Raw genomic sequence first — 15,730 nt, forward strand, 5'->3', positions numbered from 1 at the left:
AACCAGAACGAGAACAAGGCGCGGCATGGCCACCTGTATTCACTTCTTCGCTAAGGAGGGTTCGCAATGTCCGCCCCAATCTCAAACGTACGTCCCGATCCCGATCAGGTCCTGGTCGATATCGCGGACTACGTTCTCAACTACGAGATCACGAGCAGCCTGGCGTACGAGACCGCACGCAACTGCCTGATCGACACGCTGGGTTGCGGCCTGGAAGCGCTGGAATACCCGGCGTGCAAGAAGCTGCTGGGGCCGATCGTGCCAGGTACCGTGGTGCCCAACGGCGCCAAGGTGCCAGGCACGCCGTTCCAGCTTGACCCCGTGCAGGCCGCGTTCAACATCGGCACGATGATCCGCTGGCTGGATTTCAACGACACCTGGCTGGCCGCCGAATGGGGTCACCCCTCCGATAATCTGGGCGGCATTCTGGCCACGGCGGATTGGCTGTCGCGCACGGCCGTCGCCGCCGGCAAACCGCCCTTGACCATGCGCGACGTGCTGACCGGCATGATCAAGGCGCATGAAATCCAGGGCTGCATCGCGCTGGAAAATTCCTTCAACAAGGTAGGCCTGGATCACGTAGTGCTGGTCAAGGTGGCATCCACCGCCGTGGTGGCGCAGATGCTGGGGCTGGACCGCGATGAAGTCATCAATGCCGTGTCGCTGGCCTGGGTCGACGGCCAAAGCCTGCGCACCTATCGCCACGCGCCCAACACCGGCAGCCGCAAGAGCTGGGCCGCTGGCGACGCCACCAGCCGCGCCGTGCGCCTGGCGTTGATCGCGAAAACCGGTGAAATGGGTTACCCCTCGGTACTAAGCGCCAAGACCTGGGGCTTTTACGACGTGCTGTTCAAGGGTCAGCCGTTCAAGTTTCAGCGACCGTATGGCAGCTACGTGATGGAGAACGTGCTGTTCAAGATTTCGTTCCCGGCGGAATTCCATTCGCAGACGGCGGTGGAATGCGCCATGGACATCCACGCAAAACTCAACGCGTTGGGCAAAAGCGCGGACGACATCAAGGCCATCACGATCCGCACCCATGAAGCGTGCATCCGCATCATCGACAAGAAGGGCCCACTGAACAACCCCGCCGACCGCGACCACTGCATCCAGTACATGGTGGCGGTGCCCGTGCTGTTCGGCCGCTTGACCGCCGCCGACTACGAAGACGACGTCGCGCGCGACCCGCGTATCGACATCCTGCGCGACAAGATCGTCTGCGTGGAAGACCCGGCCTATACGCGGGACTACCACGACCCGAACAAGCGCTCGATCGCCAACGCGCTGACAGTGGAATTCAAGGACGGTTCGAAGCTGGATGAAATCGTCTGCGAATATCCCATCGGCCACAAGCGCCGCCGCGCGGACGGCATCCCATTGCTGGAAGCCAAGTTCCGCACCAATCTGGCCCGCATGCTCTCCGCCAAGCAGCAACGCCGCATCCTTGAGGTGTCGCTGGATCAAAAAGCGCTGGAATCCATGCCAGTCCACGAATACGTGGACCTGTACACGTAGGATGGGTGTAGCGCGCGTGAACGCTTGCAATGGCGCAAGTGCCGCACGCGCGCAACCCATGCGGAAGGGGCGCTGGAATCCGTAGGGGATTTTTGCGGGGGCCGCCTTGTCGGGTTCTTGCGGGGGCAGTCTTGTTGTTCAGCGCTGCTTGATGGGTTTCGCGCGATTGATGTCAGCGTTCTTGGGGTTGGCGTATCGCGCTGCACCCATCCTACGAGCAGCGGCGGCTTTACAATGCGGCTTTCCTCGACGGGATGGTGCCATGGGCATGCTTTGGGTCAAGACCTTTCACATTGTCTTTATCGCTTCCTGGTTTGCCGGATTGTTCTATCTGCCGCGCATTTTCGTGAACCTGGCGCAGCAATCGGACGCTTCCGTCCAGGCCACGTTACTGGGCATGGCGCGCCGGCTGTACCGCTTTACCACCATTCTGGCCGTGGTCGCCGTTGTGTTCGGCATGTGGCTGTACCTGGGCTACCGCATCGGCGTGGGTCCGGGCAACGGCTGGATGCATGCCAAACTCTTTTTCGTCTTGCTCGTCATCGGCTACCATCACGCCTGTGGCTTGATGCTGCGTAAGTTCGAACAGGGCAAAAACACCCGTTCGCACAAGTTCTATCGCTGGTTCAACGAAGTTCCCGTCTTGCTGCTCTTGGTGGTGGTGGCGCTGGTCGTCGTCAAACCCTTCTGATTCCCCCTACCTTTGCACATTCGCCAGGATTCGTATGTCCTCTGATGACAAGGACCGCCCGCGCAAGACGCTGACGATCAAAAAAACGGCGCGCGACGCCCATGCCGAAGAAGCGCCCAAGCGCACCCGCACCGGTGCCCGCGCCCGACTGGTTGCGCAGATCTCGCGCACCAAGGAAAACGTAGAACGCCAAAAAGATCCTGAAGGCTATCAACGCCGCCAGGAAGAAGAGGCGCGCCGCAAACCGGGCGCTGGCGCGCGCGGGCAGTACGAGCGCGGGCAACCCAGCCGTGGCGAAGGTCGTGGCGCTGCCGGCCGAGGCTCGGCGGAACGGGGCACATCCGAACGCGGTGCCTCTGCACGGGGTGGCTCCGAACGTGGCAGCTCTGATCGTGGCAATTCCGAACGCGGCCGGTTCGATCGCGGACAGCCCGCCCGTGGGCGTTCCGACGACTCGCGCCGCACCGCCCCCGAGGCGCGTTCCGGCCGTCCGCCGCAGCGCGCCCCGCGCCTGCGCGATGACCAGTACATTGCGCCGGCTACACCGGCGGGCCGCTTCTACGACCCGTTCGAAGACGACAGCCCTGCGCCCGACTTCCACGCTGAGCCGCCCGAGCACACCCCGGAACCGGAATTCACCGAAGCGCGCAGCGATTACCAAGACGACCCCCACGACGACTATCGCGATCGCGCCCCCCGCGTTGAAACCCGCAGCCGCCGCCCGCGCGACACTCGCCAGGCGGAAGTGTTCACGGTGTTCGCCCCCTGCCCGCAAGGCCTGGAAGAGGCCCTGACGGCCGAAATGCAGGCACTGGGCTACGAAGACGCCCAGGCCGGCCGCGCGGGTTGCTCGTTCACGGCCGACTGGTCGGGCGTGCAGCGCGCCAACTTGTATTCGCGCCTGGCCACCCGCATTCTGGTGCAGGTCGCCCATGCGGAAATCTCGCACGAAGACGACATTCTGGACCTGGCCCGCGACACCCCCTGGGAACGCTGGTTCGGCGCCGAACAAACGCTGCGCGTAGACACCTCAGCCATCAAGAGCCCGGTGCAGAGCCTGCAGTACTGCAACCTGCGTGCCAAGGATGGCATTTGCGACCGACTGCGCGAACTGGAAGGCGAACGCCCCAGCATCGACACGGTGCGCCCGGATGCCCGCGTCCACCTGTTCCTGACGGGCCATACGGCCACGCTGTACCTGGACACGTCGGGCGAATCGCTGTTCAAGCGCGGCTGGCGTCTGGACAAGGGCGAAGCGCCCTTGCGCGAAAACCTGGCGGCCGGCATGCTGGCCCTGGCCGGCTGGGACCCCGCCGCGCCGTTGCTGGACCCGTTCTGCGGGTCGGGCACCATCCTGATCGAAGCGGCCTGGATTGCGCTTGGCGTGCCCCCTGGCATTTCGCGCCCGTTTGGCTTTGAACGGCTGCGCGACCACGACGCCTACCGCTGGCGCGACCTGAAGGACGACGCCCGTTCGCGCATCCTGCCGCAGTTGGACGCGCCGCTGGTGGGCTACGACCTGGATCCGCAAGCCATTGAATTCGCTCAGAACAACGCCGAGCGCGCCTGGCTGACGGCCGATTCGATCCGTTTTGAAGTCGGCGACGCCCGCCAGATAACGGCGCCCGCCGACCACGGCTGGATCGTCACCAACCCGCCCTATGGCGAGCGCATGCTGACCGAGCCGGACGCCGACTTGTGGCGCGATTGGGCCACCTGCCTGAAACGCAATTTCGCGGGCTGGCAGTTACACGTCATCACCAGCGACATGACTTTGCCGAACCAGATGCGCTTGAAACCCAAGCGCCGCGTGCCCTTGCACAACGGCGCGCTGGACTGCCGCCTCTTCGGCTTCGAGCTGGTTGCCGCCGGCTACCGCGACGCCTGAACGCACTTGGCCCGGACGGTTCTCGTCCGGGCAAATCCCCTCTTTCCGCCGTGGCGTCACGTTGTAAAAGCGCCGCAACATAGCGCCCGTATCTTTGCACTGGTGCCCCGACGCTCGAATTTGGGGCATTATCAGCACCAAGGTGTTGCCACATTGCACCAGCTTGCATCTGCCACTTGCACAGGGCCAGGGTTAACCCCTATAATTCGGGTTATCCCTAGTAGCTAAACAACTGAGCAAGCCCGTGGAGGCTATTGTGATCAACCCGAACAACACCATCCGCCTGACCGACGAACTCGAGCGCCAACTGATGCTCCAGGCAATTGAAGAACAATTCCGTCCGCACCCGATGCGGGCGTTGGCCGCAGGCCTGCGTAAGCTGGCTCACGGCGTGAAAGCCCTGGCTGGCAAGACGAGCGCCAAGAACGCGCACTCCGCCGCCTGAAGCTTCACCTGGGCCTGAGTTCGCGGCCCAAACGATTTTCCCCTTGGGGGCTGCATAGCCCCTTTTATAGACCCGCCCTTACCGGCGGGTTTTTTTTTGTCGGATAATGGCGACCCATGACGACCGACGCTTACCTCGACCAGACTCCCAATCGGCTGCGCCGATTCGCCTGCATGATGTATGAAGCCGTGCTGTTGTTCGGCGTCGTCTTTCTGGCCGGCTACCTGCTGGACACGTTGACCCAAAGCAAGAACGCGCTGGAGTTGCGCGGGGCCCGCCAAGCGTGGTTGTTCGTTGCCATCGGCGCCTACTTCGTGCTGTGCTGGCGCCGCCGTGGGCAGACGCTGCCCATGAAAACCTGGAACATCCGACTGGTCGACCGAGACGGCAACACCCCAAAGACGCCCCGCCTGATCCTGCGCTACGTCTTGGTCTGGCCGCTGGTGCTGGCCGGTGCCGCCGTGGTGTGGGGCGCCGCCAGCCTGACCGGCTGGGCCTCGGTGGACATGTTCATCGTTGCCGCGCCCTTCACGATCTTTATCTGGTCCTGGTTCGACCCGGACGGCCAATTCCTGCACGACCGGCTTCTGGGTACACGGCTGCGCAACGCACCTGCACGCCAAAAAAGCCGATAAGCGGCACCCGTGACAGCACGACCGTCACAACACCGTCACGAAGGTTTCACACGCCGGTCATGGCGGGCTGGTCTCATTCCGAGGCATGACGACAGCCCACATGGAAGCGACCGTGAACGAGATCCGCCCCGCACATTGGCGCGCCCTCTGGATTTCCGACATTCACCTGGGCACTGCCGGGTGCAAGGCGGAATTCCTGCTCGATTTCCTGGACCACAACGATTCGGACACCCTGTATCTGGTGGGCGACATTGTGGACGGCTGGCAACTGCGCAAGCACTGGCACTGGCCGCGCGCGCACAACGACGTCATCCAGCGCATTCTGCGCAAGGCTCGAAATGGCACGCGGGTCGTGTTCATACCCGGCAACCATGACGAGTTCGCGCGGGAATTCGCCGGCTACGCATTTGGCGACATTGAAATACTGGACGAAGACGTACACGTCACCGCCAAGGGGTTGCGCCTGCTGGTGCTGCATGGCGACCAGTTCGACGGCGTGATCCAGCACAGCCGCTGGCTGGCGCATCTGGGTGACGGGCTCTACCAACTGGCCTTGTGGATCAACCATCATTTCAACCGGCTGCGCCACCGGCTGGGCCTGCATTACTGGTCGCTGTCGCAGTATCTGAAGCACAAGGTCAAGAACGCGGTGTCCTTCATCACGGATTTTGAAGAAGCGCTGGCAGGCGAGGCGCGCCGGCGTGGCCTGGACGGCGTGGTCTGCGGCCACATCCACAAAGCAGAACTGCGCGACGTCAACGGCATCCTGTACTGCAATGACGGCGACTGGGTGGAAAGCCTGTCGGCCCTGGCGGAAACTCACGAGGGCCAATTGCAATTGCTGGATTGGGCCGCCATCCAGGCGGAACGGCAAGCCGATCCCTCTACCCGCCCGCCGCGTTCGCTTTCACTGCCCGCCTTGCCATCTGCCTTGCGCCGCCAAAGCAAACACCCGTGATAACCCGTATGCGTCCCCATTACGCAACGGGGATATTGCAGTTCACGGCCCTCTAGGTCATGCTTGCATCTGAGCCAACGGGCGAGCCGGTCCGTTCACGCAGCTGCAACATGCTTACAACATAGGGCCATGAACGACCAATATCAGGCGCTCTACCAATCATTCCGCTGGCTGGTTCCCACCCAGTTCAACATCGCGGAAGCGTGCTGCCACCGCTGGGCATCCAGTAGTCCGGATGCGCGGCGCATCGCCATCTACTACGAAGACGAATCAGGCAACCGCGAGGTCTGGACCTATGCTCGCCTGGCCGAAGCCGTCAATCAACTGGCCAACGGCCTGGTGAAGATGGGCGTGGGCCGCGGCGACCGCGTTGGTGTGGTGTTGGGGCAACGGCCGGAAACGGTGGTGGCCCACATGGCCATCTACACCGTGGGCGGCGTCGTACTGCCCTTGTCGACGCTATTTGGCCCCGAAGCCCTGGAAAGCCGTCTGCGCGACTCCGAAACGCGAGTCGCCATCGTGGACCACGCTTCCAGCGCCAACTTGCTGGCGGTAAGCGACAACTGCCCCAACCTGCAGCAGATCATCGGCATCGGATTTGCCGATGAGCGCGTGCTGCCGTGGCGCAGCCTGCTGGCCCGCCAACCCAGCGAATTCAAGGCCGTTGCGACCCGCTCGTCGGACCCCGCCATCCTGCTCTACACGTCAGGCACCACCGGCGCCCCCAAAGGGGCCCTGTTGCCGCATAGCGTGCTGATCGGCAACCTGCCGGGTTTCGTGGCCTCGCAAGACTGGTTTCCCAAGCCAGGGGACGTGTTCTGGTCGCCCGCCGACTGGGCCTGGACCGGGGGCATGATGGATGCGCTGTTGCCGACCTTGTATTTCGGGCACCCCATCGTGGGCACGCGGGGCCGCTTTTCGCCCGAGCGCGCGTTCGAGCTCATGGAGCGCTACCAGGTCACCAACACCTTCCTGTTTCCCACCGCGCTGAAAATGATGATGAAGGCCGTACCCGAGCCGCGCAATCATTATCAACTGGCGCTGCGTTCCATCATGAGCGCGGGGGAAAGCGTTGGGGAAACCGTCTTCAAATGGTGCCAGTCCGCGCTGGGCGTGACGCCCAACGAGATGTTCGGCCAAACCGAAATGAACTACGTGGTGGGCAATAGCCAGAAGCGCTGGCCGGCCCGTGCGGGCAGCATGGGCCGCCCGTATCCTGGCCATCAAGTGGCGGTGCTGAATGACGACGGCCAGCCGGTCGCAGCGGGCGAAACCGGTGAAATCGCCGTTAACCGGCTGGACATCCACGGTTTTCCCGACCCGGTCATGTTTTTGGGCTACTGGCGCAATGAAGCTGCCACCCAGCTCAAGTTCAAGGGCGACTGGTGCCTGACGGGCGACCTGGCTACCGTCGATGCCGACGGCTACCTTTGGTACGCCGGCCGTGCCGACGATGTATTCAAGTCGGCCGGCTACCGCATTGGCCCCGGAGAAATCGAAAGCTGCCTGGTGGGCCACCCCGCCGTAGCCAACGCCGCCGTGGTGCCCAAGCCGGACGCCGAGCGCGGCGCACTGGTCAAAGCGTATGTCGTGCTGACGCCCGAATTCGTCCAACGCGACCGTGCCGACATCATCGAAAACCTGCAAGAGCATGTTCGTGAACGCCTGGCGCCCTACGAATATCCAAAAGAGATTGAGTTCGTCGACGAATTGCCGATGACCACAACCGGCAAGGTCCAGCGCCGTATCCTGCGCCAACGCGAACAAGAGCGCGCCCATGCCGTGGCGACGGCGCCCGGGGCGACTGCGCCCCCCACACCAGTCACAACGCCCGAGGCCTCCACGCCGCCCGCGCCTGCCCCTACACCCCCGGCCGACACGCCGCCTGCACCCGCCACCACGCCCGGCACGCCCAGCGCTTGCGCGACACCCGCCCCGGCCGCGGACGTCGCGCCTGCCCCATCGGGCCCAGAAAAATTATCGGAAACCTAGGCAATGCCCATTTACCAGCTTGATGATCTGACCCCCAACATCGACCCCGCCGCCTACGTCGCCGATAGCGCCGACCTCATCGGCAACGTCACACTGGAGGCCGGCGTCAGCATCTGGTCGCACGTATCGATCCGGGGCGACAACGACGCCATCCTGATCCGCCATGGCACCAATATCCAGGAATCCAGCGTCCTGCATGTGGACAGTGGCTGTCCCATGACGATCGGCCCGAACGTCACGGTGGGCCATCAGGCCATGCTGCACGGCTGCACCATCCACGAAGGCGCGCTGGTGGGCATGCAGGCCATCGTGCTGAACAACGCCGTGGTCGGCCGTAACTGCCTGATCGGCGCGGGCGCGATCATTCCCGAAGGCCGGGTCATTCCGGACAACTCGCTGGTGATCGGCATTGGCAAGGTGGTGCGCGAACTCTCGGAAGAGGAAATCGCCAATTTGCACAAAAATACCGCTCATTACGTGGCGCGCGGCCAACACTACAAGACCGCGCTAAAACGCTTGGCCTGAGCGCCCCGGGCAGCGCCCGAAGCCCTGCTGGCAGCACGGGAATTGGGCCGCCTGATCGGCTAACATTCGCCCATGACCGATCAGCTCAAAAAATACCTTACCGAAGACCGCAGCGTTCGCATTCAGGCCGTGCGCCTGGACGCCACGTGGAAGGCCGTCCAGGCCAACCACGACTACCCGCCCGCCATCACCCACCTGCTGGGCGAACTCGTCGCCGCCTCCACCCTGCTTGCCGCCAACATCAAGTTCGACGGCTCGCTGGTGCTGCAGATCCAGGGCGACGGCCCCATCGCCTTGCTGGTGGTTGAATGCCGTTCAGACCTGAGCCTGCGCGCCACCGTCAAGGTGCGCGAAGGCCACGAAGTGCCCGCCGACGGCACCATGCAAAGCCTGCTGAACCCCGGCGGCAACGGCCGCTTCATCGTGGTGCTGGACCCGCAGCGCAAGCTGCCCGGCCAGCAAACCTACCAGGGCATCGTGCCGCTGGAAGGCGATACGGTGGCGCAAGCGTTGCAGCATTACATGAAGGCTTCCGAACAGCTCGACACGCGCTTGTGGCTGGCCGCCGACGCCGACCATGCCGCCGGCATGCTCGTGCAGCGCCTGCCTTTCCATGGCGGCACCGACGCCCCCCTGCTGACCGAGCAGGCGGCCGCCGATACCTGGGACCGCGTCGTTGCGCTGGCCAGCACGCTCAAGCGAGACGAAGTGCTGGAAGCCGATATCGACACCCTGATCCATCGCCTGTTCTGGGAAGACACCCTGCTGGCGTTCGACCCTGCCACCGTGCGCTGGCACTGCCCTTGCACTCGCGAACGCGTTGCCAGCATGCTGCGCTCGTTGGGTGAAGAGGAAGTCAATAGCGTGCTGGCCGAACGCGGTCAGGTGGACGTGTCTTGCGATTTCTGCGGCAAACCCTACAAATTCGATGCCGTCGACTGCGCCACGTTGTTCTCACCGCATCAGCCCGCGGCTGATGACGTCCCTCCCACCGTGCACTGAAGTTGCCTCGTCCCGCCAAACGGGACGTTTCCATCACACCGGATTGTCCGTATCGACAGGCGGTCATGCCCGCGCCACACTGCGCAGCCATGACCGCCATTTTCTTTGCCGCGCCGCATCAGCGGGGCGCCGCTGCCATTGAATTCGCCGTAGCTGGCGCCATGGTGCTGCTGCTGGGCCTGCTGGGTGTCGAAGCCGCGCGCTGGCAAGCCGTGCGCCAGATGACGCATGTAGCACTGATGGAGGTGGCTCGTGCCGGGGCAACGGCCCACGGCGACCCCATCCCCATGCGCGACGCTTTTCTTCACGGTCTGCTGCCCTTGTACGCCAGCGCCCACGGCGAAACAGGCGCCCGTCTGGAACTGACGCGCGTTCAGTCCGAACTCGGCAAGTCAGTCGGATTGACACCCTGGCGCATCGAAGTACTGGGACCCAACGCCCGCGCGTTCCGCGAGCATGGCGGCAGCGGACGGAACGTGCCCGCAGCGCCAGCCCGCCGAACCATCGACAACAGCTACCAGGATCTGCAACACGCCCGCCGGCCGCCGCGCCCGGGTGGCCCCAGCATATTCCAGGCCAACACACTGACTTTGCGCCTGACCTATCTGCACAAGCCTTGGCTTGCGCCCCTGCGGGCCGTGCTGGCGGCATCAGGGCGCGACAACGCCAGCTACGCCGGCGTCGCCCGCCAACACGGCTTACTGCCGATACAGATTGAACTGGAGATAGAGATGCAGTCAGATCCTGTCGACTGGACCGACAGCGGGCGATATCCCGCCGAAATCGTGGCCGGCGCCTGCCGCCAGGCCCGTTGCAACTGAACAGGTGTCCGTCAGTGCCGTGGGGCGGTGCTCGTGGGGCTGGCTGGAGCTCTGCCGGCGTGCCCGCCAGCGCGCGCGGGCGCACCCGCCTTGGCCGCCGCGTCGGAAGTGAGCGCGTCGGCGCCAGCGGGCGGCTGCGCATTCTTCGGCAAGACATAGACGAACACTTCGCCTTCGCGCATCATGCCCAATTCGCCGCGCGCACGCTCTTCAATGGCTCCGGTGCCCCCTTCAAGATCGCGCACTTCGGCTTCCAGCGCCGCATTGCGCGCGCGCAGGCCTTCGTTGGTCTCGCGCTGCTCGGCCACTTGGCGTTGCAGATCCCAGACCTTGAACCAGCCCCCCTTACCCAGCCACAGCGGGTATTGGATCAAGCCGACCAGCACGAACAGCACCAGGAACAACAGGCGCATACGCGAGAACCCTCAGAGCAGTCGTGGCGCGGATGCGGTGGCGGCGCCAGGCGCTGCCACCGCGCTTCCCATCAACGCAGGTTGTAGAAAGCTTCCAGGCCAGGATACGAGGCCACTTCAGCCAGCTCTTCTTCAATGCGCAGAAGCTGGTTGTACTTGGCCATGCGATCCGAACGGGACAGCGAACCCGTCTTGATCTGCATGGCGTTGGTCGCCACGGCGATGTCGGCGATGGTGGAGTCTTCGGTTTCGCCCGAGCGGTGCGACACAACGGCGGTGTAGCCGGCGCGCTTGGCCATTTCGATGGCGGCGAAGGTTTCGGTCAGCGTGCCGATCTGGTTGATCTTGATCAGGATCGAGTTGGCGACGCCCTTCTGGATGCCTTCACGCAGAATCTTGGTGTTGGTGACGAACAGGTCGTCGCCCACCAATTGCACCTTCTTGCCAAGCTGATCGGTCAACAGCTTCCAGCCGTCCCAATCGTTTTCGGCCATGCCGTCTTCGATGGAGATGATCGGGTACTTGTCGCACCAGGTAGCCAGCAGGTTGGTGAATTCCTGCGAGGACAGCGAGATGCCGCCTTCGCCGGCCAGCGTGTACTTGCCGTCGCGGTAGAACTCCGAGCTGGCGCAATCCAGGCCCAGGGCGATCTGCGTGCCCGGCTCGTAGCCGGCTTCGGTGATGGCCTTCAGGATCAGTTGAATGGCGGCTTCATGGCTGGGCACGTTGGGGGCGAAACCGCCCTCGTCGCCCACCGCCGTGGACATGCCCTGGCCGTGGATCAGCTTCTTCAGCATGTGGAAGACTTCAGCGCCCCAGCGCAGGGCTTCGCGGAAGCTGCCCGCGCCTACCGGCAGGATCATCAGTTCTTGCAGGTCGAGCGTGTTGTTGGCGTGCGCGCCGCCGTTGATGACGTTCATCATCGGCACGGGCATGCTCATGGGGCCGCTGCCACCGAAGTAGCGATACAGCGACAGGCCGGATTCGTCGGCGGCGGCGCGGGCCACCGCCATGCTGGCCGCCAGGATGGCGTTGGCGCCCAGGCGTTCCTTGGACTCCGTGCCGTCCAGCTCGATCAAGGTGCGATCAACGAAGGTCTGTTCCTGGGCGTCCAGGCCCATCAAGGCTTCGGAGATCTCGGTGTTCAGATTTTCAACGGCGCGCAGCACGCCCTTGCCCAGATAACGGCCCTTGTCGCCGTCACGCAGTTCGATGGCTTCGCGGGCACCGGTGGAAGCGCCGGACGGCACGGCCGCGCGGCCCATGGCGCCGGATTCCAGCAGCACATCGCATTCCACGGTGGGGTTGCCGCGCGAATCCAGAATCTCGCGGCCGATGATGTCGACGATTGCACTCATGACTTTACATTCCCTGAACGATAAACATATTCATGACAGCCGCGCCCTCGCGGGCGTTGCGGGCACGGCGGTACTGCCAGGAGTCGTAAAAGGCCTGGGCGGCGGTCATGGACGGAAATTCCAGGACGACGGTGCGACCAGGCTTACGCCCCTCAAGGTGCTTGGTCTCGCCGCCTCGCACCAGGACCTTGGCATCGTACGCGCGCATGGCGAGCGTGGACAGACGCTTGTAGTCCTCGTATTGCGCGGGCTTGGTCACCGTGACTTCGGCGATGATGTAAGCACTCATGGGGTTCCTTCAGAGCAGTGGCGTTGAAAGGGGATTGCGCCGGATGCGGCGAAGCCGCCAGTGTCGCGCAAAGCGGCCTGGCGACACCTGTCCGATGCTAATTGGTTGTATCCGAAAGCAGCGCCGCCGCATAGGGCGGCGCTGGGGGACAGGGCCGCGGCCCCGAGGATCCGCTGACGGAACTCGAGACCGCGCACCCGCATTACGCCCCCTGACCGCGGCGAGACTTCTGCTCGATGGCGGCGCGGATATAGCTGGAGAACAACGGGTGGCCATCACGCGGCGTAGACGTGAACTCCGGGTGGAACTGCACACCCACAAACCACGGGTGGTTGGGCAATTCCATCATTTCCGGCAGGTTTTCGGTCGGCGTGCGGGCGCTGATCACCATGCCGGCCTCTTCCAGGCGCGGCACGTAGACGTTGTTGACCTCGTAGCGGTGACGGTGACGCTCGTTCACTTCGTCGCCGTAGATGGTCTGCGCACGGGTGCCCGGCTTGATCGGCACGCGCTGCGCGCCCTTGCGCATGGTGCCGCCCAGGTCGGACGAGTTGTCGCGCTTTTCGACCTTGCCTTCGCGGTCCATCCATTCGGTGATCAGGGCCACCACCGGGTGAGGCGCCGACGGGTCGAATTCCGTGCTGTTGGCGCCGCCCAGACCAGCGACATGGCGCGCGAACTCGATGACGGCCAGCTGCATGCCCAGGCAGATGCCCAGGTAGGGCACGCCGTTTTCACGGGCAAAGCGAATGGCGGCAATCTTGCCCTCGGTACCGCGCTTGCCGAAGCCGCCCGGCACCAGAATGGCGTCCAGATGCTTCAGTTGGTCGGTGCCGCGGGTTTCGATGTCTTCCGAATCGATGTACTCGATGTTGATCTTCGAGCGCGTGTGGATGCCGGCGTGAACCAGGGCTTCCGTCAGCGACTTGTACGATTCGGTCAGGTCGACGTACTTGCCGACCATGCCGATCGTCAATTGATGCTGCGGGTGCTCCAGCGCTTCGACCAGGTTGTCCCACATGGACAGATCGGCCGGCGGCGGGGTCAGGCCCAGCGCTTCGCAGACGATGTTGTCCACGCCTTGCTTGTGCAGCATGGCGGGAATCTTGTAGATGGAATCGGCATCCCAGACGGAAATGACGGCGTCCAGCGGCACGTTCGAGAACATCGAGATCTTGGCGCGCTCGTCGTCCGGAATGGGACGGTCGGCGCGGCACAGCAGCGCGTTCGGATAGATACCGATTTCGCGCAGCTTCTGCACCGAGTGCTGCGTGGGCTTGGTTTTCAATTCGCCGGCGGAGGCGATGAAGGGCACCAGGGTCAGATGCACAAAGGCCGCGTTGTTGCGGCCCATGCGCAGGCTCATCTGGCGCGCGGCTTCCAGGAACGGCAGGGACTCGATGTCGCCCACGGTGCCGCCGATTTCGACAATGGCGACGTCCGTGTTGCCGTTCCAGCCGGCTTCAGCGCCACGAGCGATGAAGTCCTGGATTTCGTTGGTGATGTGCGGAATGACCTGGACAGTCTTGCCCAGGTAGTCGCCACGCCGTTCCTTGCGCAGCACCGATTCGTAGATCTGGCCGGTGGTGAAGTTGTTCACCTTGTGCATGCGAGCGGAAATGAAACGCTCGTAGTGGCCCAGGTCCAGATCGGTTTCGGCGCCGTCTTCGGTGACGAACACTTCACCGTGCTGGAAGGGGCTCATCGTGCCCGGATCGACGTTGATGTACGGGTCGAGCTTCAGCATGGTGACCTGCAAACCACGCGACTCGAGGATGGCGGCGAGCGACGCAGCGGCGATGCCCTTGCCCAGGGAAGACACCACTCCGCCGGTGACAAATACGTATTTGGTCATCGTAATGAGCACCCGGGACGAGCGGGCGCGTGCGGGAAATTTGGATTATAGCCGGGAGGCGGAAGTTATTTGGGTTTTCCCCTAGCGAGTGACGAGTAACATTTGGCAGCACTCAAATGAGCCCCACGACGCGGCGCTTGCGCGTGGGCGAACAGCGCCGTGATATGTTCGATCCCTAATTTTCAGGTGCTGTTTTTTCTCAACACTCGCTCCTCGCCGATGATCCCCTCCGCCCGATCCCCCTCTTCGCTTGCCTGGCGCCTGGCGCTTGTTGCCGTCATCGTGCGCCTGGTCTACGCCGCGCTGGTGCAAAGCACCACGATGTTCGGCCTGCCCCAGTCCGAGCAGATGCGCGAGATGTACAGCCAGCCTCAGTATCTGATGCCCATGCTGACCAACATCGTGGCGTCCGCCGTCATGATCGGGCTGACGGTGTGGGGCACGATGCACGGCTGGCTTCGCCGTCACGACACCACCGCCGTGGACGAACCGCGCAAGCTGTTCGGCACCTTCATCGCCTTGCAGTTGATCTACACCTTGATGGTCTCGGCCGCCATCGCGTACCTGCACAACGTCGGAATGCAATTCCTCATGGCGCAACGCGGCGCGCTGACCGAGCGGTTCGGCATCGACCTGGCCGGGCAGTTTCTCGCCATGGGCGTGCTCTTTCGCGTCGTGAACGTCGTGTTGGAAATCGCCGGTATGTTCGTGGTCGTGCGCATCGCCACCTGGACCGTACAACGCACGGGGCAGGCGGGCGCGCCCGCTTATGATCGGCGCCACGCGGCCTGGAACACCGGCCTGACCGTGCTTGCCTGGCAGTTGACCGTGTCGATCGTCTTGGGCGGCTATCTGCAAATGCTGTTTCTAAATGCCGACTGGCCGTCTTTCGTGTTGGGGTATCTGGTTCTGCCCGCGCTGCTGTTGGTGCTGTGCACGCTGGTTTGCCTGAACATTTTGCCGCGCCAGATGGGCGCAGTGGGGCCGGGGCGGGCCGTGGTCCACGGCACGATTGTGTTCTGGCTGGCGCAGGCGCTGGGTATCGGCATCGGCTATCTGGTCATCCAGGCAATGAGCTGGAGCCAACTGATGCGCGCGGCTCAATCCATAGGCGCGGGCGTGGCGGCACTGGCGGCTTATGCCGCGCTGCTGGCCGTGGGATGCATCCTCGGCAAGCTGGCGCTGTATCGCCAGGCGCACACTGCGTAGGATCGTAGGATGGGTGAAGCGCGCGCGGCAGGGAATCAGTGAATTGCCGCATGCCGCGCGCAACCCATCGGGCGGTGCAGCGTTCTTGCGGTGAGCCGTTGACGCGCGACCGTTGCCTGATGGGTTGCGCGCGT

At 63.7% G+C, this 15,730-nt stretch carries 15 protein-coding genes; 11 read left to right on the forward strand and 4 right to left on the reverse strand.

The annotated features are described in order from the left end of the window. Positions 1–66 precede the first annotated feature (66 nt). From WBR68_RS05200 to WBR68_RS05245, 10 genes are all read left to right on the forward strand, one after another. Positions 67–1,515: a bifunctional 2-methylcitrate dehydratase/aconitate hydratase gene (locus WBR68_RS05200; RefSeq protein WP_230693650.1), complete on the forward strand. Its 1,449-nt coding sequence runs from the start codon at positions 67–69 to the stop codon at positions 1,513–1,515. 262 nt (positions 1,516–1,777) lie between these two features. Continuing rightward, positions 1,778–2,206, forward strand: coding sequence for a CopD family protein (locus tag WBR68_RS05205; protein WP_172616216.1), 429 nt, complete (start codon positions 1,778–1,780; stop codon positions 2,204–2,206). A 511-nt stretch (positions 2,207–2,717) separates the two neighbouring features. Then, positions 2,718–4,094 carry a THUMP domain-containing class I SAM-dependent RNA methyltransferase gene (locus WBR68_RS05210; protein ID WP_230693687.1) on the forward strand — a complete coding sequence of 459 codons (1,377 nt, stop codon included), beginning with the start codon at positions 2,718–2,720 and terminating at the stop codon, positions 4,092–4,094. Positions 4,095–4,350: 256 nt separating this feature from the next. Further along, the gene (locus WBR68_RS05215) at positions 4,351–4,539 is read left to right on the forward strand and encodes a hypothetical protein (protein WP_035212795.1); all 189 of its coding nucleotides are present in this window, start codon (positions 4,351–4,353) and stop codon (positions 4,537–4,539) included. Positions 4,540–4,655: 116 nt separating this feature from the next. Then, positions 4,656–5,174 (forward strand): RDD family protein, encoded by a 519-nt coding sequence (locus tag WBR68_RS05220; RefSeq protein ID WP_050447687.1) that lies wholly within the window; start codon positions 4,656–4,658, stop codon positions 5,172–5,174. A gap of 85 nt (positions 5,175–5,259) precedes the next feature. Next, positions 5,260–6,132 (forward strand): UDP-2,3-diacylglucosamine diphosphatase, encoded by an 873-nt coding sequence (locus tag WBR68_RS05225; RefSeq protein ID WP_127183766.1) that lies wholly within the window; start codon positions 5,260–5,262, stop codon positions 6,130–6,132. Between the two features lie 129 nt (positions 6,133–6,261). Beyond that, the gene (locus tag WBR68_RS05230) at positions 6,262–8,124 is read left to right on the forward strand and encodes an acyl-CoA synthetase (RefSeq protein WP_370641193.1); all 1,863 of its coding nucleotides are present in this window, start codon (positions 6,262–6,264) and stop codon (positions 8,122–8,124) included. Positions 8,125–8,127: 3 nt separating this feature from the next. Next, positions 8,128–8,649, forward strand: a complete 522-nt coding sequence (locus WBR68_RS05235) for a gamma carbonic anhydrase family protein (RefSeq protein WP_050447685.1) — start codon at positions 8,128–8,130, stop codon at positions 8,647–8,649. A gap of 72 nt (positions 8,650–8,721) precedes the next feature. After that, entirely contained in the window at positions 8,722–9,651 is a 930-nt protein-coding gene (gene hslO / locus WBR68_RS05240; protein WP_127183765.1) for an Hsp33 family molecular chaperone HslO, read from the forward strand. Positions 9,652–9,740: 89 nt separating this feature from the next. Continuing rightward, positions 9,741–10,472 (forward strand): pilus assembly protein, encoded by a 732-nt coding sequence (locus WBR68_RS05245; RefSeq protein WP_230693651.1) that lies wholly within the window; start codon positions 9,741–9,743, stop codon positions 10,470–10,472. Positions 10,473–10,483: 11 nt separating this feature from the next. On the opposite strand, the gene ftsB is transcribed toward WBR68_RS05245, so the two are convergent. The 4 genes from ftsB to WBR68_RS05265 all read right to left on the reverse strand — a co-directional run bounded on the left by ftsB (position 10,484) and on the right by WBR68_RS05265 (position 14,387). Then, positions 10,484–10,885 carry a cell division protein FtsB gene (gene ftsB / locus WBR68_RS05250; RefSeq protein ID WP_230693652.1) on the reverse strand — a complete coding sequence of 134 codons (402 nt, stop codon included), beginning with the start codon at positions 10,883–10,885 and terminating at the stop codon, positions 10,484–10,486. A 71-nt stretch (positions 10,886–10,956) separates the two neighbouring features. Then, the gene (gene eno, locus WBR68_RS05255; RefSeq protein ID WP_050447681.1) at positions 10,957–12,243 is read right to left on the reverse strand and encodes a phosphopyruvate hydratase; all 1,287 of its coding nucleotides are present in this window, start codon (positions 12,241–12,243) and stop codon (positions 10,957–10,959) included. A 4-nt stretch (positions 12,244–12,247) separates the two neighbouring features. Next, positions 12,248–12,532 (reverse strand): DUF1330 domain-containing protein, encoded by a 285-nt coding sequence (locus tag WBR68_RS05260; RefSeq protein WP_050447680.1) that lies wholly within the window; start codon positions 12,530–12,532, stop codon positions 12,248–12,250. A 202-nt stretch (positions 12,533–12,734) separates the two neighbouring features. After that, the gene (locus WBR68_RS05265; RefSeq protein ID WP_050447679.1) at positions 12,735–14,387 is read right to left on the reverse strand and encodes a CTP synthase; all 1,653 of its coding nucleotides are present in this window, start codon (positions 14,385–14,387) and stop codon (positions 12,735–12,737) included. A 219-nt stretch (positions 14,388–14,606) separates the two neighbouring features. Between WBR68_RS05265 and WBR68_RS05270 the strand changes: the two genes are divergently transcribed. Next, complete coding sequence (locus WBR68_RS05270; RefSeq protein WP_230693653.1) at positions 14,607–15,596, forward strand: hypothetical protein; 990 nt, start codon at positions 14,607–14,609, stop codon at positions 15,594–15,596. Positions 15,597–15,730 lie beyond the last annotated feature (134 nt).

It is taken from the genome of Achromobacter sp. JD-1 (assembly GCF_038594925.1).
Lineage (GTDB): Bacteria > Pseudomonadota > Gammaproteobacteria > Burkholderiales > Burkholderiaceae_B > Achromobacter > Achromobacter spanius_C.